This is a genomic window from Prevotella sp. P4-98 (genome assembly GCF_002251405.1).
Taxonomy (GTDB): domain Bacteria; phylum Bacteroidota; class Bacteroidia; order Bacteroidales; family Bacteroidaceae; genus Prevotella.
This window is the reverse complement of sequence record NZ_NPJC01000021.1, coordinates 70,393-95,528: the sequence shown is the minus strand read 5'-3', so window position 1 is coordinate 95,528 and position 25,136 is coordinate 70,393. Positions and strand designations below refer to the sequence as shown.

The following is a 25,136-nucleotide window of genomic DNA, read 5'->3' as shown; positions in this document are numbered from 1 at the left end:
CGACAAATAGTTATATTTGCATCATGAAAACTACCATTTTCCATCACTTCAGCAAGATAGCCGCACTGGTCGTTGCCCTATGTGCAGCATGCGGGGCAAGCGCCCAAAACTATCCTATAGGTATTGTCAGTCACCAAGATTCCATGCGCTATGTGCAGTTTGGACTGGTGGCAAACATTGCCGACAGTTATGCCAACGGTGTGCAGTTCTCCCCCATTACCAATATGTCGGCGGCTCCTTTCCGAGGCATACAGCTCAGCGCCATCAGCAATATCGCGATGGGAGTGGAGAAAGGCATACAGCTGGGAGGTGCCCTCAACGTGTCGTCGGGATATATGCGCGGCATTCAGTTGGCTGCTGCCAACTATGCCGACTCGCTCAACGGTTCGCAGATAGGACTCATCAATGTGGCACTGGCACATCCAAGGGGATGGCAGGTGGGCATTGTCAACGTCACTCGCGACACCTTGGCACACAAGATAGGACTGGTCAACATCAATGCCAAGACCACCATCGACTATATGTTTTCTGCCGGATCGAGCACCAAGTTCAATGCTGCCGTGCGCTACCGCAACCGCAGCACCTATAACATTCTTGGTGCGGGAACCCACTATATGGGTCTCGACCGCGATTTCTCCGGTGCCATCTATTATCGCATCGGACAGTATTTCCACCTCACACCACGACTGACACTGAGTGGCGATGTGGGCTTCTACCATATAGAGACCTTCCAACACAAGGCCGACAAGCCTGAACGACTCTATTCCATACAGGCACGCATCAATGCCGACTACCAGTTGGGCAAGTATCTTGGTGCCTTTGTCTCCGTGGGTTATGGCGACACCCGATACTACAGCCACAACCGACACTACCGCAACCGCCCGCTCATCGAGGCAGGTCTGACCATACGCCACCAGCGTTCACAGCCGCAAGACATCTTCGACATCAGACGCAACGACGATGATATCATGGATCGCACAGATTCCATCATGGCACTGCCCCTCAAACCAAAACCTTGGCGAGCAGCTGTCGAAGCCACGGGCATCAACGTATTTGTCCACTGTTTCGACCGTTTTGTGCTGGGCGAGGAATTTGCCAAAACCACGCTCAACTCCATTGGTCACAACATCCGCAACGGCTTTGTGTGGGACAACGACCAGTTTTCCACCAACCTTTTTGCCCATCCCTACCACGGCAACCTCTACTACAATGCCGCACGAAGCAATGGGCTCAACTTCTGGCAATCGGCTCCCTACTCCTTCTTTGGATCGCTCATGTGGGAAGTGGCAGGCGAGAAAGAACCGCCAGCCATCAACGATTTGATAGCTACAACCATGGGAGGCATCTGCATAGGAGAGGTGACACACCGCGTCAGCGACATCATTCTCGACGACCGCGCCTATGGTTTCCCGCGATTCCTGCGTGAGGCAGCAGCCACCATCATCAATCCCATCAAGGGTTTGAACCGCATCATCACGGGCGAAGCATGGCGCGTGAGGTCCACCCACTACTTGCACCACGATCGTGAGGCATTCCCCCTCGACTGTTCCATCAGTGTGGGCGACCGCTATCTGGCAGACAATGGTGCCATCTTCCGTGGCGAACACAATCCCTACGTCAATCTCTTTATGGAATACGGTGATGCCATGGATGGTGAAAACCACAACAAGCCCTACGATTTCTTTAGTGCTGAAGTGACCTTCGGACTCAGCAAAAACCAGCCCATCATCAACTCCTTGCACATTCTAGGACGTCTCTGGTCGGCACCGTTCAATTGGGGAAAATCCATGGATGTTGAGTTTGGCATCTATCAACACTTCAATTATTACGACTCGAAACCAGTGAAAAACGGGTCGGACCTCACCCCTTATCGCATCAGCGAAGCGGCATCGGTGGGACCGGGAGTCATCGTAGAATTTCCAAAGGTGGGAGCGCTGACGCGTCTCGAACAGCGCATTTTCCTCAGCGGCATACTGCTGGGCGGCACAAAGAGCGACTATTTCAATGTGATTGACCGCGACTACAACATGGGAAGCGGCTACAGCATCAAGGCCAAGACCCACATGGAGATAGGCAGGTTCGGCAGGTTCATCCTCAATGTGCATTATTTCCGCATCTTCACATGGAAGGGTTACGAGAATAAAGACCTCAGCACCATCGACCCGCTGTATCTCAATGCACAGGGAGACAAAGGCAATGCACGCCTTCTGGTGGTCAGTCCGATGATAGAAATCGACTTGCCAAAGCGCTGGAGTCTATTGATGGCAAGTTCGTTTTTCGAGCGACAAACCCACTACAAATACTATGCCGACGTCAAGGCGAAGACCTTTGAAGTGAGAGCCGGACTTACCTATCATTTCTAATCCAACCGCCGTTTCTTGCAATCGGGTTGCAAGAAACGGCGGTTTTTCCATGTTTTCATATCATCGTGACACTGGTTTGTGTACCTTTGCCATCAGAAACAAACACGTATTATAATATATGGCACACGAACATCAACATCACAGTCACTGCAGCTGCAACTGTCATTCTGAGGCAGAAGCACACCATCATCATCACAATGAAGGTCAAGACCATCACCACCATCACGACCATAACAGCCTTCACCGACAACTAGCTGTCATCGCCACAACCATCATACTGCTCATCGGTGCGGTCTGCATAGAACATTATCTCACGTTGCCCACATGGCAACTGTTGCTCATTTATCTCGTGCCCTACCTCCTGGTGGGTCATAAAACGCTGGGCGAAGCCGCCGAAGGACTGCTCCATGGCGATGCGTTCAACGAGGATTTCCTCATGGCGATAGCCACTATCGGTGCGTTGTGTATCGGATTTCTGCCCGGTGCCGACACCGAATTTCCCGAAGCAGTATTCGTCATGCTGTTCTTCCAGATAGGCGAAATGTTTGAAGGCTATGCCGAAGGGCAGAGCCGCAAAAGCATTTCAAACCTCATGGACATACGCCCCGATGTGGCACACGTGGTGCGCAACGGTCAAACCGTCGATGCAAAACCGGAAGATGTGGCAGTAGGAGAAACCATCATCATCGCACCGGGCGAGAAAGTGCCCCTCGATGGAACGGTCTGCAAAGGCTCATCGGCACTCAACACCGTGGCACTAACGGGTGAAAGTGAACCGCGCGACATCCATGAAGGCGACGACATCACGTCGGGATGTATCAATCTCAGCGGTGTCATCAACGTCACTACGACCAAGACTTACGGCGACAGTACCGTGTCGAAAATCATCGATTTGGTGGAACATGCCAGCGACAACAAGTCGAAAAGCGAGGCTTTCATCACCCGCTTTGCACGCTATTACACCCCTGTAGTGGTCGTTGCTGCATTGATACTGGCGGTGGTTCCGCCACTCATTTCCGGCGATTTCATCGAAAACTTCCCCACATGGCTCTACCGCGCACTGATGTTCTTGGTGGTATCGTGCCCTTGCGCTCTCGTCATCAGCATTCCCCTCACCTTCTTTGGAGGCATCGGTGGAGCATCGCGCCACGGCATACTGGTGAAAGGGGCATGCTATATGGATGCACTCGCCAACCTCCATACGGTGGTTTTCGATAAGACGGGCACCCTCACCCACGGTCAGTTTGCCGTAGAAGCGGTGCATCCCGACCATTTCAACGAGCGTCAACTGCTTCACCTCGCTGCCCACGTAGAGCATTTTTCCACCCATCCCATCGGAGCTGCCCTGCGTAATGCGTTCCCCGAAGAGGCTACCGACGGATGCCGCATCAGCCATGTGGAAGAAGTGGCAGGACAGGGCATTCGCGCACAGGTTGAGGACCACATCGTCTGTGTGGGCAATCAGCGCATGATGGAAGCCATAGGTGCACAGTGGCATCCATGCCATCACATCGGCACTATCATCCATGTGGCTATCGACGGACAGTATGCAGGCCACATCGTCATCAACGACCATATCAAGGACGACAGCATTGAAAGCATCAACAAACTCAAGCAGTTGGGCATCAAACGCACGGTCATGCTCACCGGCGACCGACAGGAAGTGGGACAACATGTAGCGGAGACACTTCATATAGATGAATTTCACGCCGAACTCATGCCAGCCGATAAGGTGGCACATGTGGAACGGCTGATACAGGAAAAACCCGTCGATAAAGCCCTTGCCTTTGTGGGCGACGGTATCAACGATGCGCCCGTACTGGCACGAGCCGACGTGGGTATTGCCATGGGCGCACTGGGTAGCGATGCTGCCATAGAGGCTGCCGACGTGGTATTGATGGACGACCGACCCTCTAAGATTGCACTTGCCGTGAGCATTGCACGCCACACCATCGCCATAGCACGCCAGAATGTGGTGCTCGCCATTGGCATCAAGGTGGCTGTACTGCTATTGGCAACCTTCGGTATGGCTACACTTTGGATGGCTGTGTTTGCCGATGTGGGCGTCACCGTACTGGCGGTACTCAACGCCATGAGGGCACTGAGCGGAAAAAACAAATAAAAAAGAACGACTCTGTTTGGCACTCTGCCCACTATTTAGTAACTTTGCAGTCACTGAAAACATATTCATATATTATAACTAACCATACTACACTATGATGAGAAAATACTTCTTGGCTGTGGTTTGCTGTTGCTCGGCATGGGCTGCAGCACAGACAGCTAAACCCGCCATTCCACGCGATGAACAGTTGGAAGCGAAAGTAGAAAAGACACTTGCCAAAATGACCCTCGATGAGAAAATAGGCCAGATGCTCGAACTCAACCTCGATATCATGGGGACATACGACGCATCGGGAAAATGGAAACTCAACGAGACGATGCTTGACACCTGTATCTCTAAATACAAAGTGGGATCGCTGCTCAATGCACCGGGAACACGCGCTGCTACCGTAGAACAATGGCAGGAGTGGATTCGGCTGATACAGAAAAAATCGATGAAACATATCGGCATCCCCGATGTGTTCGGTCTGGACCACAACCACGGAGTGACCTATACTCAAGGCGGAACGCTCTTTCCGCAACCTATCAATATCGCTGCTTCATTCAATACTGAGTTGGCACGCACCGGAGCACAGGTTACTGCATACGAAAGCCGCGCTGCCAACTGTCCTTGGGTATATAACCCTGTGACCGACCTCGGCAGAGATCCACGCTGGTCGCGCATCTGGGAGAGCTTCGGCGAAGACCCCATTGTCAATGCACGCATGGCTGAAGCTGAAATCATGGGCTATCAGGGCAATGACCACAACCACCTCTCACGCTATAACGTAGCTACCAGTTTGAAACACTATATGGGTTACGGCGCTCCCTTCACCGGCAAAGACCGCACACCGGCGTATATCGCTCCAAACGTGTTGAGAGAAAAGTATTTCGAGCCTTTCAAGGCTGCCGTACAGGCTGGCGCACTCACCATCATGGTCAATTCGTCAAGCATCAACGGTGTACCCGTGCACGCCAGCTACGAATACCTTACTCAATGGCTTAAGAAAGATTTGAACTGGGACGGAATGATTGTCACCGACTGGGCTGACATCAACAATCTCTTTACCCGCGAAAGAGTGGCAAAAGACAAGAAAGATGCGATCCGCATTGCTATCAATGCCGGTATCGATATGTCGATGGACCCATACAGCGTGGAGTTTTGCATACTGCTGAAACAACTCGTCAACGAGGGCAAGGTGAGCCAAGAGCGTATCGACGATGCCGTGCGTCGCATCCTCAGACTGAAATACCGCATCGGACTGTTTGACGAACCAAACACCGGGGGCAAGGGCTATGAGAAGTTTGGATCGCAAGAACATGCTGATTTGGCTCTCCGCAGCGCCGAGGAAACTGAGATTCTGCTAAAGAATGAAGGCGTTCTGCCATTGGCAAAAGGAAAAAAGATACTGCTCACAGGACCTAATGCCAACCAGATGCGCTGCCTCAACGGCGGTTGGAGCTACACTTGGCAGGGTAGCAAAGCGGAAGACTTGGCAGAGAAATACAACACAATCTATGAAGCACTCTGCAACAAATACGGTCAGGAAAACGTGATTCTCGACCAAGGTGTGACCTACAACGAAAAGGGACAGTACTGGGAAGAAAATGAACCACAGATCGAAAAAGCTGTTGCTGCGGCTGCTCAGGCGGATGTCATCATTGCCTGTGTGGGTGAAAACAGCTACTGCGAGACACCGGGAAACCTCACTGACCTTTGGATGTCAGAGAACCAACGCAATCTGGTGAAGGCTCTGGCAAAGACTGGCAAGCCCATAGTTCTCGTGCTCAACGAAGGTCGTCCACGGCTCATCGCCGACATTGAACCGCTGGCTAAAGCCATTGTCCACATCATGTTGCCAGGCAACTACGGTGGCGATGCACTGGCAAACCTGTTGGCTGGCGACGCTAACTTTTCTGCGAAACTGCCCTACACCTATCCGAAAGAAATCAATTCACTGGCTAACTACGACTATAAAGTCAGCGAAGAAGTGGGCACCATGGCTGGCGCATACAACTACGATGCGAAGGTTTCGCTGCAATGGCCCTTCGGTTACGGTCTGAGCTATACTACTTTTGAGTATGCCAATCTAAAGGTGGATAAGGCAAACTTCACTGCCGACGATACGCTGACCGTTACGGTGGATGTGAAAAACACGGGTAGCCGTGCTGGCAAGGAGTCGGTATTGCTCTATTCGAGCGACCTCATAGCATCGATAGTGCCCGACAACAAGCGTCTGCGTTGCTTCACCAAGATTAGTCTCGAACCAGGTGAAACAAAAACTGTGACTTTCACTCTGCCGGCAAAAGACCTTGCCTTTGTGGGTGCCGACGGTCGCTGGACACTCGAAGAGGGTGATTTCCTGCTGCGCGTTGCACGCCTTACCGCTCCCACCACCTGCACCAAAACTAAGGTTTGGAATACGCCAAATAAATAAAAAGGCCTGATTTCAACGGATTTTCCCGTTCTCATACACAACGATTCAGCCGCATTTGAAAAATCAAATGCGGCTGAATCATTTTGATATCACAATGTCGTTTCAGTATAAGAGACAAACATATTTAACATGCCACGAATAGCCATTCTTCCCAAAAGTAGTCCGAGAATGCCCAATACAAACAATAATATCAAGGGAACAACTCCCCAGTTATCACAATAAGACAATATCACTGGAAACAGTAAAGACAACACCAAGAGACTATAAGACAAGAAGAACAGGCATCGAGGACGTTTCCATTCAACCTCCAGCTGTTGTTCTGTCCTCATCTTATCCATAAGCATAGGCACTACCGCCAACGACAAGAATCCAATGACATAAGTCAGAATGGCCAATATGAAAACTAAAGAATAGCCATACAACCATCCTACAACAAACAAAATAACAGCACAGGACGTTTCCACTTGAAGAAAATAGATATACGTATCAAGTGTTTTACGATATACGGCACTATAGCCTTCCTTTTTTCTACTTATACTCCCAGAACGCCAAAAACTGCCTGATAGAATCATAAGTACGGGACTGCACAATGACAAATAAAAGCTCATGTATGCAGACAAAGCAGCATACATCCTTTCTATGTCCATCGTCAACGACTGCCATACAATGAGTATGACAAAAGCCAAAACATACCAACCTACAAATAATACGGTTTTATATTTGTTGAAACACATAGACTAACAACATGTATTACTACTATACAGCCATCGCAACAAGCATCTTTCTGTTATTGAATATAGAAGCAATCCAACAGCTATCAAACCACAAATAATCCACAAGACACCATCTACCCTACTGACATCTACTCCAAAAAAGCAAATTAGTAAATATACTGATACCGGGAAAACGGATTCTATAACTTTAAGTAGAGTCTTTTTTCGCGCAGACAAAACCTTTCGTTCACATATTCGATAAATCATGATTGGCAAGTTTGTAATATTCAGCACACACATATTCATCAGCGCAACAAGAAGCATAAGACGCAAATGATAGCCGAATGCTTTCATTATAGGCATAGAAACAAGCGAGAACAAGATAGTCTGCAACACAAGAGCACCATACTTTCTTCGCACTTGTAGGCGAACTTCATCTATGGATACGACATGTTGGTTGCAAACTGTATCCGTCTTATATCCAGCAAACACAACTCCTGAAAGCCATAACATAGTGAAGAAATAAAAATAAGACGACAGCTCATCAAACATGTCACCATGACCTGACATGCCTTTTCGATATGCACTTTCACATATCGTAAACATAGATAATGACAAGAATACCAACATGGTCACCATCTTTCGTTTATCACGATAGGTGCTTAGCAATTCTGAAAAACACATAAAAATTATTTTCGTCATACTTTTAAAATTGTATCATTAATTCGATGGCAAAATTACGGATTATTTATCTTCTATAGGCTATATTCCCATTACAATTAGTACATTCAAAACCTAACCACAGACACATATCTAACTACGCAACAGCAACTTATCAGTAGTTTTACAATCATTACACTCGTTCATCGAATACTATTGAGCAGTACATCTACGCCTTGTGCGCCCTTTCTCCGGAAGAGTTTGCTATTGATTCTACTACGTATATTTGTTATCTGTTGCACCGACACATCCATGAGTGCAGCCATCTCCGTGGGTACAAATCGCAGGCGTATCAACATGCACACTCTGCGCTCCGACTCAGTCAACTGTGGGGAAGATATACGCTGCGTGAATACAGGGAAGTGGATTTCAAGCAACTGCATCAACGCATTCCACTCTGCATCTGACACGCGTGAAGCCTTACTCGCTAAAGAATGGAAATGGGATACAAGTTGGCTATCGAGCACAAGACGTTCTATATTACACTCATGGTTGTCGCTTGGATTCACACTACATAGACGCAATTGCTGTTGCAGACTTTCTATTTGCTCTCTTTTCTTTTTCCTTATAGATTCTATGTCCTTTTGAAGCAACTCCATATCATTGATGGCATCATAGTATCGCTTGAGCAGATTGGTATAATGTTCATTAAGGATTTCAACCTCAGACGACCTCAACTGACGTAGTCCATTCATACATATTATTGCCACAAGACACACAAGGAAAGCAAATGCTGCCATTGCAAGAAATGCCATACGATAATTATACGATTGGGCTGCCGTTGTTTCATAGGACTTCTGCATCACCTGCCCATCGATGATAATTCCAACTACCGCAATGATAAATCCTATTGCCATGAGAATAGCTATATAGGATACCAAATTTCGCTTCTTCATAGGTTAGCAATATGTGACATAGTTAATATAGCTTATGTTCCTTCCTGTTCATCACTGCAAAGATACGATTTTTCTATGACACACCACTTGTTTACCCGTTCCTTTTTCATCCATACACCCTATTTTTGGTGGTTTGGGAAAAAAGATATATCTTTGCAAGAAGAAAACAAATAAGACTATGACACAAGAAGAAAAGACACAAATAGAAGAACGCATCGTGGATGTGCTCAAAACTGTATATGACCCGGAAATACCCGTAGATATCTACAATCTGGGCATGATCTATAAGATTGATGTGAAAGATGACGGAGCTGTGGAACTCGACATGACATTCACTGCACCAAACTGTCCGGCTGCTGACTTTATACTGGAAGATGTACGCACCAAACTGGAAAGTGTGGATGGCGTGAAAACAGCCAACGTCAACCTCGTGTTTGAACCCGCTTGGGACCAGTCGATGATGAGCGAAGAGGCTCGCGTCGAACTCGGTTTCGACTGATGCTCTATAAACACAGACATGGAGACTGCAACCAATAGCGACAAGCTCCATATTGAATATCGACAGATACTATAATATATAATAAGGTGTAAAGCCCATGAAGAATGTATATTTCCTATCCGATGCCCACCTCGGATCGTTGGCAGTTCCGCATCAACGCACGCAGGAACGACGTCTTGTACGCTTTCTCGATTCTATCAAAGAGAAGGCGGCAGCCATCTATCTGCTGGGCGATATGTTTGATTTCTGGTATGAATACCGCTACGTAGTGCCACGCGGCTATACCCGGTTCTTAGGCAAACTCTCGGAACTGAGCGATATGGGAGTGGAAATCCACTATTTCACCGGTAATCACGATATATGGGCTTACAACTATCTGCAACAGGAATGTGGGGTGATACTGCATAAGAAAGAGGAGACAACAGAAATCTATGGTCACGAATTTTTCCTTGCTCATGGCGACGGACTGGGCGACAATGATGCCTCATTCAAATTGCTTCGTGCCATTTTCCATAATACGGTGTGTCAAAAGATGTTTTCTTCCATCCACCCACGATGGGGTATGGCATTCGGATTGACATGGGCAAAACACAGTTATATCAAGCACAAAAAGACCGACCAACCTTCCTTTATGGGTGAAGAGCGTGAACACTTGGTACGCTTTGCACGCGATTATATGGTGGATCATCCCAACATAGACTATTTCATCTTCGGGCATCGACACATAGAACTCGATATAAAACTGGAACGCCACACACGCCTGATGATATTAGGCGACTGGATTAGCCAGTTCACCTATGCCGTATATGATGGCGAACACATGTTCTTAGAGGAGTATGTGGAGGGGGAAAGCCAACCCTAACAGCATATCACGATGTCCGACAAGCAGTTTTCTAATCGTTAGAAAACTGCTGTACGACTCATTTCATCCTATCCTGTAGCCAGCCGATCTAACGGGGCTGTCGGATGAAGAAAATGGCTATCAACTGTTCATCAAGGCTTCAATCTCCTCTTCAGTAGAAAGGTTGAAGTCGCCCGATATCGTACTTTTCAGTGTACTGGCAGCCAGCGAGAAGTCAAGACAACGCTGGTCATCGTCGCGGCGCACCAGGTGTGCATGGAGATAGGCTGCCAGATAAGCATCACCAACACCCATGGGATCGATCACTGGATTAATGTCATAGACGCGAGTGGTATAGAGTTTTTCGCCATCGAAAAGTACACCACTGAGCAAATGGTGGTTAGATGAGACCTCATTGCGCAATCCCATGATAAACTTCCTACAGCGCGGAAAACGGTCTGCTATCTTGCGAAACATCGCAGTATAGGCCTCCACATCAATGTGATAATCGGACGAAGTTGCTTCAAAGGGTATGCGTGGCAGTCCTGACACCAATTCCCATTCGCCAGCATCGCCAAAGACAATGTCGCTATAGTGCATCAGTTGGGACAACACATCGGCTGCCTTAGCGCCATAGTTCCACAGGTTTTTGCGGTTGTTGATGTCGCAGGCAATGACAAGTCCCATCTCGTCGGCAGTGCGCACTGCCTCAAAAGTTGCATCGGTAGCACTCTGCGAAAGGGCACAGGTGATACCGGAACAATGAAACACATCAGCGCCACGAAACACATCGCGCCATGGTATCATACCGGGATGTAGATTATAGAATGCGGAATCCTTACGATCATAGACCACACGTGATGGGCGAAGCGATGCTGCCTGCTCGAAGAAATAGGTCCCGATACGTGGTCCACCCCAGTTGATGAAGCGCGTATTGAGTCCCATCTCGCGCAAACGCTGTTCGCAAGCCTTGCCCATTGCCGTTTCCGGCAGGCGGCTCACATAGCGCACCTCATTACCCAACATGGCAAGCGAAACTGCCGCATTGGCCTCACTGCCGCCAAAATGAGCTTCCATCTGTGCGCCTTGTGTCAGGCGGTAATCGTCTCTTTTGGAGAAGCGAAGTAATACTTCGCCGAATGTCACTACTTTCATCTTGATTCCTTTCTATATATTATAATTGGTGTAACACCTCTGTTTCTATTGAATCCACATGGATTATGAGGTCAAAACGACTTCAACAACCAGTTTTCCACCCCATCGACCACTATACCATTTCAGTTGGAATGGAGTATAACATCTATGGTCTCTGGAGTAATAATAATGGTGAAAGACCTCCTGTCAGGCATCCCTTGCGGGCCACCAAGCGGTCTTCCACCATCAAAAAAAATGTATTGCTGCGATGATAACGCTTAGAGCAGATTCATCGTATCGGTAGCAATCATGAGTTCCTCATCGGTAGGAATGACCACAACCTTCACCTTCGAATCGTCGGCAGAGATAACAGCCTCTTCGCCACGTACGGCATTTTTGGCCTCATCAAACTTCACACCGAGGAATTCAAGACCCTTGCATACCTCTGAACGCATGCTGACCTGATTTTCCCCGACGCCAGCTGTGAATACAATGACATCCACTCCGCCCATAGCGGCAGCATAGGCACCAATGTATTTCTTAATGCGGTAGAAGTACATGGCCTGTGCCAACTGGGCACGAGGCTCACCGGCTTTGGCTGCATTCTCTACATCTCTCATGTCTGATGAACCTCCTGTGATACCAGCTACACCGCTCTTTTTGTTGAGCAGGTTGCTCATGCCATCAGCATCGAGGCCCAGTTTCTTCTCAAGGAAAGTCACTGCACCACCATCGATATCGCCAGAACGGGTTCCCATCACGAGTCCTTCGAGTGGTGTAAGACCCATGGAAGTGTCGATACACTTGCCATCAACAACGGCTGCGACGCTACCTCCATTACCAATGTGGCAAGTAATCATCTTGGTACCTTCTGCCTTGATGCCTAAAAATTCGCAGGCACGAGCAGATACATAGCGGTGGCTGGTGCCGTGGAAACCATAACGACGCACGCCATACTTCTCATAGAGTTCGTAAGGGATGGCATACATATAGGCCTTGGCAGGCATCGTTTGATGGAATGCAGTGTCGAACACACCTACCTGAGGCAGTCCGGGCATAAGCTCTTTAACGGCATTGACACCCTTGAGGTTGGCAGGATTGTGGAGCGGAGCAAGGTCAGAGCATTCTTCAAAAACCTTCAACACCTCATCGGTGAGCAGTACAGACTTGTTGAATTTCTCACCGCCATGCACCATACGGTGGCCTACAGCATCGATTTCCTTCAAGTCTTTAATAACGCCAACCTCAGGATCAGTAAGCAAAGAGAAGATGAATTTCACACCTTCAGTATGCTCGGGGATGTCGTGCATGATTTGCTTTTTCTCACCATTGGCCAGTTTCACCTTGACAAAGGCACCGTCCAAGCCTACGCGCTCTGCACCTCCAGAGGTCATCACGCTCTTGTCGTCCATGTTGTACAGTGCGTACTTGATAGAGGACGAACCGCAATTTAATACCAGAATCTTCATCTTTTATAGTTGTTTGCTAGTTATTTGTTTGCCTTAGCATCCATGGCCTGGCAAGCTGTGATTGCCACCATGTAGTAGATATCATCTACCGAACAGCCACGAGAGAGGTCGTTGACCGGACGTGCAATACCCTGGAGGATAGGACCAATGGCAATGGCATCGCCAAGTCGCTGCACAAGTTTGTAGCCGATATTACCAACTTCGAGGTTAGGGAATACCAGAACATTTGCCTTACCTGCGATGTCTGAACCTGGTGCTTTCTTTGCAGCTACGCTGGGCACAAGTGCAGCATCAGCCTGAAGTTCGCCATCAAGCTTGAGTTCGGGATCCAGTTCGTGGGCCAGTTTGGTAGCCTCAACAACCTTATCCACTACTTCATGCTTAGCAGAGCCCTTGGTAGAGAAACTCAGCATGGCAACGCGAGGATCGGTAAAGCCTGCTACAGAACGAGCAGTCTGGGCAGTACATACGGCAATCTGGGCGAGTTCGTTGGCATTGGGCATGGGAGTTACAGCTACGTCACCAACTACGAGAACACCGTCTTCACCATACTCTTTCTGCTTGCTGATGAGGAGCAGGCCACCGCTAACACATGAAACGCCAGGGGCACACTTGATGATTTGGAGTGCGGGGCGCAGGGTGTCGCCAGTAGTAGAGAGGGCTCCTGATATCTGACCATCGGCTCCTTCGGTCTTGATGATCATGCATCCGAGGTAAAGCGGATTCTTCACGAGTTCGCGAGCCTGTTCGATGGTCATTCCTTTCTTTTTGCGAAGTTCTGCCAGCAAAGTAGCATACTCTTCGCTCTTGGGATTGTTTTCCGGGTCGATGATAGTGGCCTTATCTACACTGTTCAGTCCCCATTGTGCAGCGAGCTGCTTGATTTCGTTGGGATTACCAATGAGAACGATGTCGGCCATGTCTTCTGCCAATACACGATCGGCAGCTCTAAGGGTGCGCTCCTCTGTTGCTTCAGGGAGCACGATGCGCTGTTTGTTACTTTTTGCACGCGCAACGATTTGACTTAATAAATCCATAGTTTGTTTATTAAAAGTTTGATTTTGCTATATCTAGTTTGCAAAAGTACTAAAAATATTCTGAATAAGTCCGTAGAATTCAGAATATTTTAGATTAATTGCATCATTTCCTCAGTTAATATGCTTTCAAGTTTCTCTGCAGTGAGCCGAAGTTGCAATTGTCCATCAATAGCAACAGTGATGCCACCGGTCTCTTCGCTGACCACAATGGCTATGCAATCGCTGTCTTGCGACATGCCCAAAGCTGCACGATGGCGCAGTCCGAGCGATTTGGGAATATTCTGTTCGTGACTGACAGGAAGTATGCAACCTGCCGCTTTCAAACGTTTTCCTTCCACGATAAGAGCTCCGTCGTGGAGTGGAGAGTTTTTGAAAAAGATATTCTCAATAAGCTGTTGACTGATATTTGCATCAATCATTTCACCCGTATTTGCCACATCATCAAGTGGCATAGACCGTTGCATCACGATCAAAGCACCAACCTTTTTCTTGCTCATGTTGAGTGCTGCCATCACAATAGGTATGATAATGGGTTTCAGATCTTCTTCCTTCTTACGTCCATCCTCGCCTGTAAAGAAGCGACGGATGCCTTTCACGCGTTGATGGGCACCCAGATTGTAGAAGAAACGACGGATATCGTCTTGGAAAAGCACGATAAGTCCGATGACACCGACACTCACCAACTTGTCCATGATACTACCCAGAAGTTTCATTTCAAGCACCTGTGAGACGACAAGCCATAGTACAATAAACACCAAGATACCCATAAACACAGGCAATGATCGCGACTCCTTCATCAACCGATAGAAGTAGTAGAGTATCAAAGCCACGAGAATAATGTCAATGGCGTCTTTTATTCCAAACTCAAAAAACATAGGCAGGTAATTTATTGTTTAGGGTTCATCTGTCCAACAATACGCACACACTCCACTGCTTCTTTCACATCATGCACGCGAAGTATGGATGCGCCTTTCATCAATGAAATGGTGTTGAGCACCGTAGTGCCGTTGAGGGCCTGTAGCGGATCGCTTTCCAACAATTGCCACACCATGCGTTTGCGTGAGATTCCCACAAGCACAGGCAGTGAAAGGGCATCGAGCTGATCCAATTGGTGCATCACGTCATAGTTTTGTTGCAGGTCTTTACCGAATCCAAAACCAGGATCAAGGATGATATCCTTCTGTCCACAGTCGCGCAACTGCTGTATCTCACGGGCAAAGCGTAGCATCATATCGCGGATAGTGGGAGCTATAGACATGAGGATATAGGGCACTTTAAGACGCGCCACCATGCGGAACATCTCAGGATCAGCACCTTCCGACACATCATTGATGATATCGGCACCAAACTCCTCAACGGTCATTCGTGCCACATCGGGACGGAATGTATCTATGCTTACAATGGTATCGGGTGCTTCACGACGTACTATTTCAAGGGCAAAGCGCAGTCTGCGTGATTCTTCTTCTTCATCCACAGGAGCACTACCGGGCCTTGTTGAGCATCCGCCCACATCGATCCCGGGCCTTGTTGAGCATCCGCCCACATCGATCATAGTACCTCCCTCAGCCAATATTTGTTGTGTACGTTCTGCTATTTCGCGTTCGGTTTGCTTTCTGCTTCCCGAATAGAAGGAGTCAGGAGTGACATTAAGAATTCCCATGACCTGTGGTGAGGACAAGGTTATCAGCTTCCCATTACAATTCAGAGTATATTCCATCTTATTTTACACATATATTATATATATTTCGCAAAGGTACGATTAAGTGAGCAGAATACAAAAAGAAATATCAATTTTCTTTTTTATTCTCGAACGACAGTACCTAAGACCGACAGGTCAGAGGTACGATTAAGTGAGCAGAATACAAAAAGAAATATCAATTTTCTTTTTTATTCTCGAACGACAGTAACTAAGACCTACAGGTCAGAGGTACGATTAAGTGAGCAGAATACAAAAAGAAATATCAATTTTCTTTTTTATTCTCGAACGACAGTAACTTCGGTGTGTAGCGCTAGAGTTACGGTTAAATAAGGAAAATACAAAGAAAAAACGGCAATTCTTTTGCAGTTCACTCACATAATCGTACCTTTGCATCACCAAAACAACAACAAATATATGGATATCAAGGAACTCTACAAACTCTATCTCGCCCATCCGTGCATCACTACCGACTCGCGCGAATGCCCGAAAGACAGCATCTTCTTGGCTCTTAAAGGGGCTTCGTTTGATGGTAACCGATTCGCACAGGCCGCTTTGGAGAAGGGGTGTGCCTATGCCATTGTCAGCGAACTCACCAATCCTGAAACTCAAAAAGACGACTGCCGCTACATCTTAGTGAATGACACATTGCAAACTTTCAAAGACTTGGCACGCGAACACAGATGCCATTTCGATCTGCCCATCATAGGCATTACGGGTACAAACGGAAAGACTACTACCAAGGAACTCACAAAGGCAGTACTCGCTGAATGTTATAACGTAATGGCAACAGAGGGTAATTTCAACAACGACATAGGCGTTCCGAAAACTCTCTTCAGACTAAACGAAGACTACGATATCGCAGTAGTGGAGATGGGGGCAAGCCATCCGGGAGACATCAAAACACTGGTAGAAACGGCTGAACCTACATGTGGACTGATTACCAACGTGGGGCGTGCCCACCTACAGGGTTTTGGATCTTTCGAAGGTGTATGCCATACCAAAGGCGAGCTCTACGATTATCTCCGACAACACGAATGCCCTGTGTTTGTCAATCGAGACAATGAACACTTGATGGCTATGACCGATGGATTGGCAGACATCTATTACTATGGTCAGAGTAGCAACCCCGATATTCTGATACATGGCGAAGTGGTGTCGTGCTCTCCATTTCTTAAGTTCCGCTGGCGAGAGCAAGACAGCGATGCAGACTATACTAGCGAATGGATGGAGGTGCAGACCAACCTCATCGGTGCTTACAATCTCGATAATATTCTAGCTGCAATAACCGTGGGCTATGTCAACAACGTACCATTCGAACTCATCAATAAGGCAATTGCCAACTACACCCCTACCAACAATCGTTCGCAGATGACCGTCACCGACCATAATCATCTCGTGGTCGATGCATATAACGCCAATCCATCGAGCATGCAGGCTGCTATCGACAACTTCAAACTCATGGATGTGCCTGCAAAAATGGCAATCCTCGGCGATATGCGTGAATTGGGTGATGCCTCTGCAGAAGAACACCAAAAGGTGGTGGAACAACTCAAACAAGCTGGTTTCCAACAGGTATGGCTCGTTGGCGAAGAGTTCGCAAAGACAGAATGCAGCTTCAAGAAATTCCACGATATAGAAGAAGTAAAAGCAGCCATTGCTGCCCAACAGCCGCAAGACATGTATATCCTTATCAAAGGATCTAATGGCATCAAACTATTCCAACTGCCCGAATTGCTATAGCAAATAAGTGGCATTTTGGGTGTAAAGGCAAAAAAACAATGTTTTTCTCTACGTTATTCATAAATAATTAGTACCTTTGCACCGCAAAATCGGGATGTAGCGCAGTTGGTAGCGCACTACGTTCGGGACGTAGGGGTCGGGCGTTCGAGTCGCCTCATCCCGACCAAAAGGCGGCAAGTGAAACGTTTCACTTGCCGCCTTTGTGTTTTTCATCACGTGGATATGCTCACCTGCATGACCTCTTTCATCAAACCACTCCCATTTGATGGAGGAAGATGATGAGGATGCAGATGGGACAAATATAGCGGACGGCAAAGAGATAAATCATAAACCAACGCTGATTGGTCATGCCACGATTAGTAAACTCAGCATAGACCGTACGCTTGGGAATATACCATCCGACGAATAGACAAGTGAGCATCGCTCCGATTGGCATCATAATGTTGGCAGTGATTTTATCACAAAAATCCATCAGCGCTACACCAGTGATTTGCAACCACGAACGCCCTCCTACTGACAATGAGCACAACACACAGATAGCTCCTGCAGCAACTGTCACCACCCAAGCAGAGTAACGGCGTCGTAAAGTAAACTCTTCAGTAAAGAAAGCAGTACCAATCTCGTGCATCGAAATGGTTGATGTCAGCGCTGCAAAGACCAATAGTGCATAGAACATCACACTAATCACATAACCCACCACGGGCATCGACGCAAAGGCTTGCGAGAATACATTAGGCAAGGTGATAAATATGAGTGAAGGTCCACTATCGGGATTGACACCTACAGAAAACGCTGCAGGAAATATCATCAAACCAGCCAAAACAGCTATCATCGTATCGATGGTCACAATCTGGAATGCAGATTTCAAGAGGTTTGTATCTTTGGAGAAATAACTGGCATAGGTACATAGACATGCTGTACCCAACGACAAGGAGAAGAACGATTGGCCCAATGCTTCGAGCAATACGTCGCTCGACAACTTACTAAAGTCGGGATAGAATAGGAAACGGATGCCTTCTAAGGCTCCAGGCAACATGCACGATGCCACTACGATGATAATCAACAACACGAAAAGCACAGGCATAAGCAGTTTTGAAGCGCGCTCTATACCACCACGCACACCACGAACCACCACAAACTGGGTGATTAAGATGAACAAAACGCCTAAAATAGCCGGTTTCATCGCATCACCGGAAAAATCGGTGAAATACTCTCGAACGGCATCAACATTGCCACTCGTCATGCCAGTCAGTGCTATATACAGGTATTGCAGACACCAGCCTGCCACTACCGAATAGAAACCGAGGATGATAGTAGAAGTGAGAATACCAAGATAGCCGACAAACTTCCAGGGCCGACCTTTCGACAGTTTATCGTAGGCACGCGCTGCATTGGCTTGCGCATGGCGACCGATGATAAACTCACTCAACATGCCGGGCAATCCAAGCATTAGAATACATACCAAATATATCACTATGAAAGCAGCGCCACCATTCTCGCCTGCCATATAGGGGAAGCGCCATACGTTACCAAGGCCTACTGCAGATCCTGCCGTTGCAAGTATCACGCCAATCTTACTACCAAAGTTTCCACGTTCTGTCATAATGGTTTGTGTTTATATATAAATATGTAGATGGCAGACGAACATAGTCCTTATGCCCCAACAATACTCCGATGAAATGGACAAAATTCTATTTCAACAGTCCAAACTGATGAAGGAATATGAATAGAATCGCCATCGGACAGATGTATTTCACCAAGAAGAGGTAGATATGAAACAAACGGGCGTACCACTCGCTACGAAGCGTTCCCCAGTTGGTAAACTCCTCACGTACTACCTTATGAGGTACAAACCATCCGATAAAGATACAAGTCAAGAATCCCACAACAGGTAGGAATATTTGTCCTGTAATGAAGTCAAACCAATCAAAAAGTGCCTTTCCACCGAAGACAAGAATATCGGTCGCTCCCAGCGATAACGAGCAGAACGCACCGATGATAGCTGTTGATATGGTCACTATAAGGGCAGCTTTCTTGCGCGACAGGGTAAACTCTTCTTGGAAGAAAGCTGTACTTACTTCATGAAGCGACATGAGCGATGTCAGTCCTGCCAGACTCAGCAACACAAAGAATAACAACGACACAAAATAACCCACTATGGGAATGGCACCAAATGCTTGCGAGAAGACGTTGGGCAATGTGATGAATATGAGTGAAGGACCACTATCTGGATTGACACCAACAGAGAAGGCCGCAGGAAATATCATCAGTCCTGCAAGAATAGCAACAACGCTGTCGATGATAGCAATCTGCGTTGCTGACGTAGTGAGATTGGTGTATCTGGAGAAATAACTGGCATAGGTACACAAACAGCCCATCGCAATACTCAGCGAATAGAAGCTCTGTCCCAATGCACTAAGGAAAACATCGCCAGTCATCTTCGACATATCAGGTTTAAACAGAAATTCTATGCCTTTACCCGCATTAGGCAACATACACGAAGCCACAACAATGATGAGCAGAAGGATAAACAGTGTGGGCATCATCATCTTCGATGCCTTCTCAATACCATCGCGCACACCATGTTCAATAATCAAATAAGCGATACCAAGCATGACGAAGGTCCATAAAACAGGGCGAACAGGATCAGAGGAAAGCTCGGCAAAATAGGTTTTGAAATAGTCTGGTGTGCCTTGCAACTGACCGATGAACGATGCCCAGATGTATTGCAGGCACCATCCGGTGACAACGGCATAATATCCTGTAATGAGGAATCCAGTAAGCACACCCATATAGCCTACAAGTTTCCAAGGACTACCACCCGACAGTTTGGAGTACGCACGCGCAGTATTAGACTGCCCATGACGGCCCACAATAAACTCGCTAATCATACAGGGTATTCCCAACAACAGAACACAGGCGAGATAGATGATGATGAATACAGCACCACCATTTTCACCAGCCATGTATGGGAAACGCCATACATTACCCAGTCCTACTGCTGAACCTGCCGTGGCAAGAATCACTCCGAGTTTGCTTCCAAATCCAGTTCTTTCTGTCATATAAATCAGTTTTTGCTTGCAAAATTATAAAAAATTTCCTACATTTGCGCTCAAATTGTTATAATTGTATGAATAAAACAGCACAAATCATAAGAAAATACCCATTATCGCTAATATGCATAGCCGTTATCTGGTATTTATCATTCTTCACTCCTCCAAAAACAGAGTTGGAAGATGTACCCTTGATTGACAAGTGGGTACACATGATTATGTATGGTGGAACATGGACATTGGTATGGTTGGAATATCTCAGAAGTCATACACACCTCAACTACCGCAAACTATTTTGGTGGGCATGGTTGTTACCCATCATGATGAGTGGTATGATAGAATTATTGCAGGAATACTGTACCAATGGGCGTCGGAGTGGCGATTGGCTTGATTTATTAGCCAATTCCATTGGAATCACACTTGCCACAGCAGTAGGCATGTTGGCCAAACGGTTGTTTTTTCGCTAACACCAACAACACTAACTGAAAGTGGATATATCGTAGCTAAACGACTATTTTTCCACCAGCAACAAGAACATGTCTTCGACCTATGACTTATCACCCCACTTACAATAGGGATGTTGGCGAAGTTGGCTATTGTAATAACGGCGATCTCCAGTGACTTCAACTCCGATGAAATCGGGCAATTCTGCACTTTCATCAACCGATGACAATTCTACTTCAGCCATAACAAGACCTGTATTGTCGCCATAAAATTCATCAACTTCAAACACATGTCCGCCATGACGCACAAGCCAACGAGTCTTATCGACAAGTCCCGGTTCACAGAGTAGCATCAACTGATGTCCCTCTTCAAGGGTTATCTCCTTCTCAAATTCATAGCGCGATAATCCACCATCGAGGCTCGGTCCCTTGATGGTGAGATAGGCACGTTCGTCACGTATGCGGACGCGAACAGTTCTTCCGCGCTCACTGCAGATATAACCCTGTTGGATATGACTATGAGCAAAAGCAAGTTTCTTGTAGGAATCATCCCTGACAAGAAACTTGCGTTCGATTTCTGTAGCCATCGTTTAAAGGACGGTTAATGCCCAAGCCATATAAAGCAAGCCGAGTGCAATAAAGCCACCGATAATCCACCATATCAGTTTAGAACCCTTTTTCTCTTGTTTCTTGGCCCATGCTTCACGCTTGGCCTGATGTTGTTTACTCATAATATTCAGTTTTTAGTGTTATATATTTCTATGTTCGAATATACGTTTATTCCTCATCGGTGGTAGGGAATTCCATGAGATAAGCCTTGATGAAACCGTCTATTTTTCCATTCATCACGCCATCCACATCAGATGTCTGATAGTTGGTACGATGGTCTTTCACTCGTCTGTCGTCAAAGACATAACTGCGAATCTGACTTCCCCACTCTATTTTCTTCTTACCCGCCTCTATCTTAGCTTGCGCTTCAAGACGTTTCTTCATGGCGCGGTCGTAAAGTTGTGAACGAAGCAAAGCCATGGCGCGCTCCTTATTCTTGGGTTGGTCGCGCGTTTCGGTATTTTCAATGAGGATTTCCTCTTCCTCCCCTGTATCAGGATCAGTGTACCAATAGCGAAGGCGCACACCCGACTCCACCTTATTGACATTCTGTCCACCTGCACCGCTCGAACGGAAGGTATCCCACGAGAGTTTTGCAGGATCCACATACACCTCAATGGTATCGTCAACCAATGGTGTGACGAAAACAGAAGCAAAAGAAGTCATTCGCTTACCCTGTGCATTAAACGGGGATACTCTCACCAGTCGGTGCACACCGTTTTCACTTTTGAGGTATCCATAGGCATATTCTCCACCTTCAATCTGCATCGTGACACTCTTGATGCCAGCTTCATCACCTTCTTGAAGGTTGGAAATGCTCACTTTATACCCATGAGCTTCAGCCCATCGTTGATACATTCGCATGAGCATCGACGCCCAATCCTGACTTTCCGTACCTCCAGCTCCTGAGTTGATTTTGAGTACACACTCCATAGGATCCTCCTTTTGACGGAGCATGTTCTTCAGTTCCAAGTCCTCAATGAGCGATATGGCGCGCTGATAGTCTGCATCTACTTCCTCTTCTGTAACCATCTCTTCCTTGTAGAAATCGAATGCCAGTTGGAGTTCGTCTGCTGCAGCTCGCACGTCATTATAGCCATCAATCCATTTCTTGATGGCTTTCACTTTCTTCATCTGTGCCTCAGCCCGCTTCTGATCCTCCCAGAAATCAGGTGCCTGTGTGCGCAGGTCTTCTTCTTCAAATTCTATTTTTTTCTCGTCGATCTTCAGATAATGACGCAGTTTGTCAGTCCTATCGAGGACATCTTTCAGTTGGTCTTGTGTAATCATCGTGTCTGTTGGCGATAATAATTATATGAGAGACATTAGTCTTCGTACATCTTGTCGATTTCTGCCTTATAGTTTTCGTTGAGCACCCGACGTCGTATTTTCAGCGTATTAGTCAACTCGCCCTTTTCCATTGAGAATTGGTGGGGCAAGAGTGTGAATCGCTTCACCTGCTCATAGTGTGCCAGCTGCTGCTGAAGGGTATCAATTCTTTCCTTCATCATGGCATAGATTTGCGGATTAGCGCAAAGCTGTTCTCGATTTTCAAAGGCGATATTATGCGCACGTGCATACTCTTCAAGCATGCCATATACGGGGATGATGAGTGCCGAAACGAATTTGCGTTGGTCGGCAATGACAGCAATCTGGTCGATATACTTATCTACCAAGATTTTCGACTCTATCATCTGTGGTGCGATATACTTACCGTTAGAAGTCTTGAAGAGGTCTTTGATGCGCTCTTTGAGGAAGAGTTCACCATTTTTCAGGTATCCTGCATCACCAGTACGGAAGTAACCATCTTCTGTGAATGCCTGGCGGGTGAGGTCTTCACGGTTGTAGTATCCCTTGGTGATAGTGGGACCTTTGAGCAGAATCTCGCCTTCATCGCTGATGCGGATATCGATGCCGTTGATGGGGCGCCCTACACTTCCCACGGTATATGGTTTGTTGAGATGATCGCAACTGACGGTGGCAAGCGATTCGGTGAGTCCGTATCCCACTATCATATTAAGTCCGATGGAATGGACAAATTCTTCCACATGCTCACTAACAGCAGCTCCTGCTGTGGGGAAGAAATGTGCATTTTCCAGTCCCAACTCTTTACGTACGAGCGAGAATACGGTGCGGTTGAGCAGTTCGTATTCGAGATGGAGTGCTATCGGTGGTTTCTTGCCAAGGCTGAGATACTCAATATTATGTTTTCTTCCTACTGCCAGTGCATGATGGAACAGTTTGCGCTGCACACTACTGGCATGGTCTATCTTCTCCATCACACCCTGATATACCTTTTCCCAGAATCGGGGCACACTCGACATACAGGTGGGATGCGTCTCGCGCATCGACTGCTGCACTTCTTGAGGATGGGTGTTTACTATCAGTGTAGCACCTTCAGAGAGGCAGAGAATAGCCCATCCACGCTCAAAGATATGGGTATAGGGCAGGAAATTCATCACACGGTCGTGTTCATTGACATCAACACACTCGTCGTTGGCAATTATTGCCGCATGGAATTGTCCGTGGGTCAGTATCACGCCCTTAGAGTCTCCAGTGGTTCCACTGGTATAGAGGATATTGGCAATGTCGTCGTTGTTAGCCTCGCGCTGACGCTGTTCCACCTCGGTCTGACGTGGCAGTTTGTCACCAAGTTTGAGGAAATCATCGAAATAGATGGCATTGGTATCATGTTCTGAGATATGCACCATGGCATCATAGACAATGATCCGTTCCAATGTGGGGCAGAGTGATACCACTCGGCGTGCCCGGTCGTACTGTTCTTGTTCGCCCACAAAGAGGAAACGCACCTTGGCGTCGTTGATCATGAACTGTATTTGCTGCTCGCTACTGGTAGCATAGAAGGGTATGGTGACAGCCCTTACTCCCCATGCACCAAAGTCGCAGAAGAGATACTGAATGGAGTTTTGCGAGAATATACCTATGTTTTCCTGTTCTTTCACTCCGATGTTGAGTAGCGCATTGCTGACTTGTTTAACGGTTGCAGAAAACTTATTCCACGACAACGACTTCCATTCCTTGCCGCCAAAGTCTTGATAGATGAGTGCTTCGCGCTCGCCATATTTCTTAGCGAGGTCATGCACCAATACCGACATGTGGCTTCTTACTTGCATAAGCGTTTTTCCTTATTTATTATATATAATATGTGCAAAGGTACGAATAAGCGAGTGAAATACAAAGAAAAAACACTTTTTTTCTTTTATTTCCGAGCGTGAGTACCTAAGACGCATGGCGTCAAAGGTACGATTAAGTGAGCAGAATACAAAAAGAAATGCCAAATTTCTTTTTGTATTCTCGAACGTGAGTACCTAAGAGCGCAGCATCAAAGGTACGAATAAGCGAGTGAAATACAAAGAAAAAA

21 protein-coding genes and 1 tRNA gene are annotated in these 25,136 nt (G+C 47.0%); 8 read left to right on the top strand and 14 right to left on the bottom strand.

Annotated elements, in window-relative coordinates; all coding sequences use genetic code 11:
- Positions 1-23: 23 nt before the first annotated feature.
- From CIK96_RS04160 to CIK96_RS04150, 3 genes are all read left to right on the top strand, one after another.
- A complete protein-coding gene (locus CIK96_RS04160) occupies positions 24-2,363 on the top strand; it encodes a DUF3943 domain-containing protein (protein WP_254047074.1) in 2,340 nt (779 codons plus the stop codon).
- 118 nt (positions 2,364-2,481) lie between these two features.
- A complete protein-coding gene (locus CIK96_RS04155) occupies positions 2,482-4,485 on the top strand; it encodes a heavy metal translocating P-type ATPase (protein ID WP_094391770.1) in 2,004 nt (667 codons plus the stop codon).
- Positions 4,486-4,582: 97 nt separating this feature from the next.
- Positions 4,583-6,901, top strand: a complete 2,319-nt coding sequence (locus CIK96_RS04150; protein ID WP_094439835.1) for a glycoside hydrolase family 3 N-terminal domain-containing protein — start codon at positions 4,583-4,585, stop codon at positions 6,899-6,901.
- An 89-nt stretch (positions 6,902-6,990) separates the two neighbouring features.
- Here CIK96_RS04150 and CIK96_RS04145 read toward each other — a convergent pair whose 3' ends face one another.
- The 3 genes from CIK96_RS04145 to CIK96_RS04135 all read right to left on the bottom strand — a co-directional run bounded on the left by CIK96_RS04145 (position 6,991) and on the right by CIK96_RS04135 (position 9,230).
- Positions 6,991-7,635 (bottom strand): hypothetical protein, encoded by a 645-nt coding sequence (locus CIK96_RS04145; protein WP_094439817.1) that lies wholly within the window; start codon positions 7,633-7,635, stop codon positions 6,991-6,993.
- 3 nt (positions 7,636-7,638) lie between these two features.
- On the bottom strand, positions 7,639-8,316 hold the full coding sequence (locus tag CIK96_RS04140) for a hypothetical protein (RefSeq protein WP_094439815.1): 678 nt from the start codon (positions 8,314-8,316) through the stop codon (positions 7,639-7,641).
- A gap of 161 nt (positions 8,317-8,477) precedes the next feature.
- Entirely contained in the window at positions 8,478-9,230 is a 753-nt protein-coding gene (locus CIK96_RS04135; RefSeq protein WP_094439813.1) for a hypothetical protein, read from the bottom strand.
- 178 nt (positions 9,231-9,408) lie between these two features.
- Between CIK96_RS04135 and CIK96_RS04130 the strand changes: the two genes are divergently transcribed.
- Both CIK96_RS04130 and CIK96_RS04125 read left to right on the top strand, forming a co-directional pair.
- Positions 9,409-9,729, top strand: coding sequence for a metal-sulfur cluster assembly factor (locus CIK96_RS04130; RefSeq protein ID WP_094435476.1), 321 nt, complete (start codon positions 9,409-9,411; stop codon positions 9,727-9,729).
- A 97-nt stretch (positions 9,730-9,826) separates the two neighbouring features.
- A complete protein-coding gene (locus CIK96_RS04125; protein ID WP_094439811.1) occupies positions 9,827-10,591 on the top strand; it encodes a UDP-2,3-diacylglucosamine diphosphatase in 765 nt (254 codons plus the stop codon).
- 120 nt (positions 10,592-10,711) lie between these two features.
- Here CIK96_RS04125 and CIK96_RS04120 read toward each other — a convergent pair whose 3' ends face one another.
- From CIK96_RS04120 to folP, 5 genes are all read right to left on the bottom strand, one after another.
- On the bottom strand, positions 10,712-11,731 hold the full coding sequence (locus CIK96_RS04120) for a sugar kinase (protein WP_094439808.1): 1,020 nt from the start codon (positions 11,729-11,731) through the stop codon (positions 10,712-10,714).
- A gap of 251 nt (positions 11,732-11,982) precedes the next feature.
- Positions 11,983-13,173, bottom strand: coding sequence for an acetate kinase (locus CIK96_RS04115; RefSeq protein ID WP_094391766.1), 1,191 nt, complete (start codon positions 13,171-13,173; stop codon positions 11,983-11,985).
- A gap of 20 nt (positions 13,174-13,193) precedes the next feature.
- On the bottom strand, positions 13,194-14,210 hold the full coding sequence (gene pta / locus CIK96_RS04110; protein WP_094391765.1) for a phosphate acetyltransferase: 1,017 nt from the start codon (positions 14,208-14,210) through the stop codon (positions 13,194-13,196).
- 89 nt (positions 14,211-14,299) lie between these two features.
- Positions 14,300-15,085 (bottom strand): diadenylate cyclase CdaA, encoded by a 786-nt coding sequence (gene cdaA / locus CIK96_RS04105; protein ID WP_094439806.1) that lies wholly within the window; start codon positions 15,083-15,085, stop codon positions 14,300-14,302.
- Between the two features lie 11 nt (positions 15,086-15,096).
- Positions 15,097-15,927: a dihydropteroate synthase gene (gene folP / locus CIK96_RS04100; RefSeq protein WP_094439804.1), complete on the bottom strand. Its 831-nt coding sequence runs from the start codon at positions 15,925-15,927 to the stop codon at positions 15,097-15,099.
- A 396-nt stretch (positions 15,928-16,323) separates the two neighbouring features.
- Between folP and murF the strand changes: the two genes are divergently transcribed.
- Positions 16,324-17,649, top strand: coding sequence for a UDP-N-acetylmuramoyl-tripeptide--D-alanyl-D-alanine ligase (gene murF, locus CIK96_RS04095; protein ID WP_094439802.1), 1,326 nt, complete (start codon positions 16,324-16,326; stop codon positions 17,647-17,649).
- Between the two features lie 90 nt (positions 17,650-17,739).
- Positions 17,740-17,815: transfer RNA gene (locus CIK96_RS04090), tRNA-Pro, on the top strand.
- 81 nt (positions 17,816-17,896) lie between these two features.
- Here the strand turns inward: CIK96_RS04090 and CIK96_RS04085 are convergent.
- Complete coding sequence (locus tag CIK96_RS04085) at positions 17,897-19,252, bottom strand: sodium-dependent transporter (RefSeq protein ID WP_094439800.1); 1,356 nt, start codon at positions 19,250-19,252, stop codon at positions 17,897-17,899.
- Between the two features lie 88 nt (positions 19,253-19,340).
- Positions 19,341-20,711 carry a sodium-dependent transporter gene (locus CIK96_RS04080; RefSeq protein ID WP_094391760.1) on the bottom strand — a complete coding sequence of 457 codons (1,371 nt, stop codon included), beginning with the start codon at positions 20,709-20,711 and terminating at the stop codon, positions 19,341-19,343.
- 68 nt (positions 20,712-20,779) lie between these two features.
- On the opposite strand from CIK96_RS04080, the gene CIK96_RS04075 reads away from it, so the two are divergent.
- Positions 20,780-21,169, top strand: coding sequence for a VanZ family protein (locus CIK96_RS04075; RefSeq protein WP_094391759.1), 390 nt, complete (start codon positions 20,780-20,782; stop codon positions 21,167-21,169).
- Positions 21,170-21,249: 80 nt separating this feature from the next.
- Here CIK96_RS04075 and CIK96_RS04070 read toward each other — a convergent pair whose 3' ends face one another.
- From CIK96_RS04070 to CIK96_RS04060, 4 genes are read right to left on the bottom strand one after another with little or no spacing between them, the layout of a single operon-like run.
- Entirely contained in the window at positions 21,250-21,732 is a 483-nt protein-coding gene (locus tag CIK96_RS04070; RefSeq protein WP_094391758.1) for a CYTH domain-containing protein, read from the bottom strand.
- A 3-nt stretch (positions 21,733-21,735) separates the two neighbouring features.
- On the bottom strand, positions 21,736-21,876 hold the full coding sequence (locus CIK96_RS13195) for a hypothetical protein (protein ID WP_158214658.1): 141 nt from the start codon (positions 21,874-21,876) through the stop codon (positions 21,736-21,738).
- Positions 21,877-21,922: 46 nt separating this feature from the next.
- Complete coding sequence (gene prfB, locus CIK96_RS04065) at positions 21,923-23,044, bottom strand: peptide chain release factor 2 (RefSeq protein WP_094391757.1); 1,122 nt, start codon at positions 23,042-23,044, stop codon at positions 21,923-21,925.
- A 35-nt stretch (positions 23,045-23,079) separates the two neighbouring features.
- A complete protein-coding gene (locus tag CIK96_RS04060) occupies positions 23,080-24,888 on the bottom strand; it encodes a long-chain fatty acid--CoA ligase (protein WP_094439797.1) in 1,809 nt (602 codons plus the stop codon).
- Between the last annotated feature and the right edge of the window lie 248 nt (positions 24,889-25,136).

Bases quoted from the DNA above. Each gene is read 5' to 3' on its own strand.
- CIK96_RS04150 (WP_094439835.1), top strand. From the start codon at position 4,583: ATGAGAAAATACTTCTTGGCTGTGGTTTGCTGTTGCTCGGCATGGGCT.
- CIK96_RS04145 (WP_094439817.1), bottom strand. From the start codon at position 7,635: ATGTGTTTCAACAAATATAAAACCGTATTATTTGTAGGTTGGTATGTT.
- folP (WP_094439804.1), bottom strand. From the start codon at position 15,927: ATGGAATATACTCTGAATTGTAATGGGAAGCTGATAACCTTGTCCTCA.
- CIK96_RS04060 (WP_094439797.1), bottom strand. From the start codon at position 24,888: ATGCAAGTAAGAAGCCACATGTCGGTATTGGTGCATGACCTCGCTAAG.
- CIK96_RS04125 (WP_094439811.1), top strand. From the start codon at position 9,827: ATGAAGAATGTATATTTCCTATCCGATGCCCACCTCGGATCGTTGGCA.
- CIK96_RS04140 (WP_094439815.1), bottom strand. From the start codon at position 8,316: ATGACGAAAATAATTTTTATGTGTTTTTCAGAATTGCTAAGCACCTAT.
- CIK96_RS04130 (WP_094435476.1), top strand. From the start codon at position 9,409: ATGACACAAGAAGAAAAGACACAAATAGAAGAACGCATCGTGGATGTG.
- pta (WP_094391765.1), bottom strand. From the start codon at position 14,210: ATGGATTTATTAAGTCAAATCGTTGCGCGTGCAAAAAGTAACAAACAG.
- CIK96_RS04115 (WP_094391766.1), bottom strand. From the start codon at position 13,173: ATGAAGATTCTGGTATTAAATTGCGGTTCGTCCTCTATCAAGTACGCA.
- CIK96_RS04085 (WP_094439800.1), bottom strand. From the start codon at position 19,252: ATGACAGAACGTGGAAACTTTGGTAGTAAGATTGGCGTGATACTTGCA.
- CIK96_RS04135 (WP_094439813.1), bottom strand. From the start codon at position 9,230: ATGAAGAAGCGAAATTTGGTATCCTATATAGCTATTCTCATGGCAATA.
- CIK96_RS13195 (WP_158214658.1), bottom strand. From the start codon at position 21,876: ATGAGTAAACAACATCAGGCCAAGCGTGAAGCATGGGCCAAGAAACAA.
- CIK96_RS04155 (WP_094391770.1), top strand. From the start codon at position 2,482: ATGGCACACGAACATCAACATCACAGTCACTGCAGCTGCAACTGTCAT.
- murF (WP_094439802.1), top strand. From the start codon at position 16,324: ATGGATATCAAGGAACTCTACAAACTCTATCTCGCCCATCCGTGCATC.
- prfB (WP_094391757.1), bottom strand. From the start codon at position 23,044: ATGATTACACAAGACCAACTGAAAGATGTCCTCGATAGGACTGACAAA.
- CIK96_RS04080 (WP_094391760.1), bottom strand. From the start codon at position 20,711: ATGACAGAAAGAACTGGATTTGGAAGCAAACTCGGAGTGATTCTTGCC.
- CIK96_RS04070 (WP_094391758.1), bottom strand. From the start codon at position 21,732: ATGGCTACAGAAATCGAACGCAAGTTTCTTGTCAGGGATGATTCCTAC.
- CIK96_RS04075 (WP_094391759.1), top strand. From the start codon at position 20,780: ATGAATAAAACAGCACAAATCATAAGAAAATACCCATTATCGCTAATA.
- cdaA (WP_094439806.1), bottom strand. From the start codon at position 15,085: ATGTTTTTTGAGTTTGGAATAAAAGACGCCATTGACATTATTCTCGTG.
- CIK96_RS04160 (WP_254047074.1), top strand. From the start codon at position 24: ATGAAAACTACCATTTTCCATCACTTCAGCAAGATAGCCGCACTGGTC.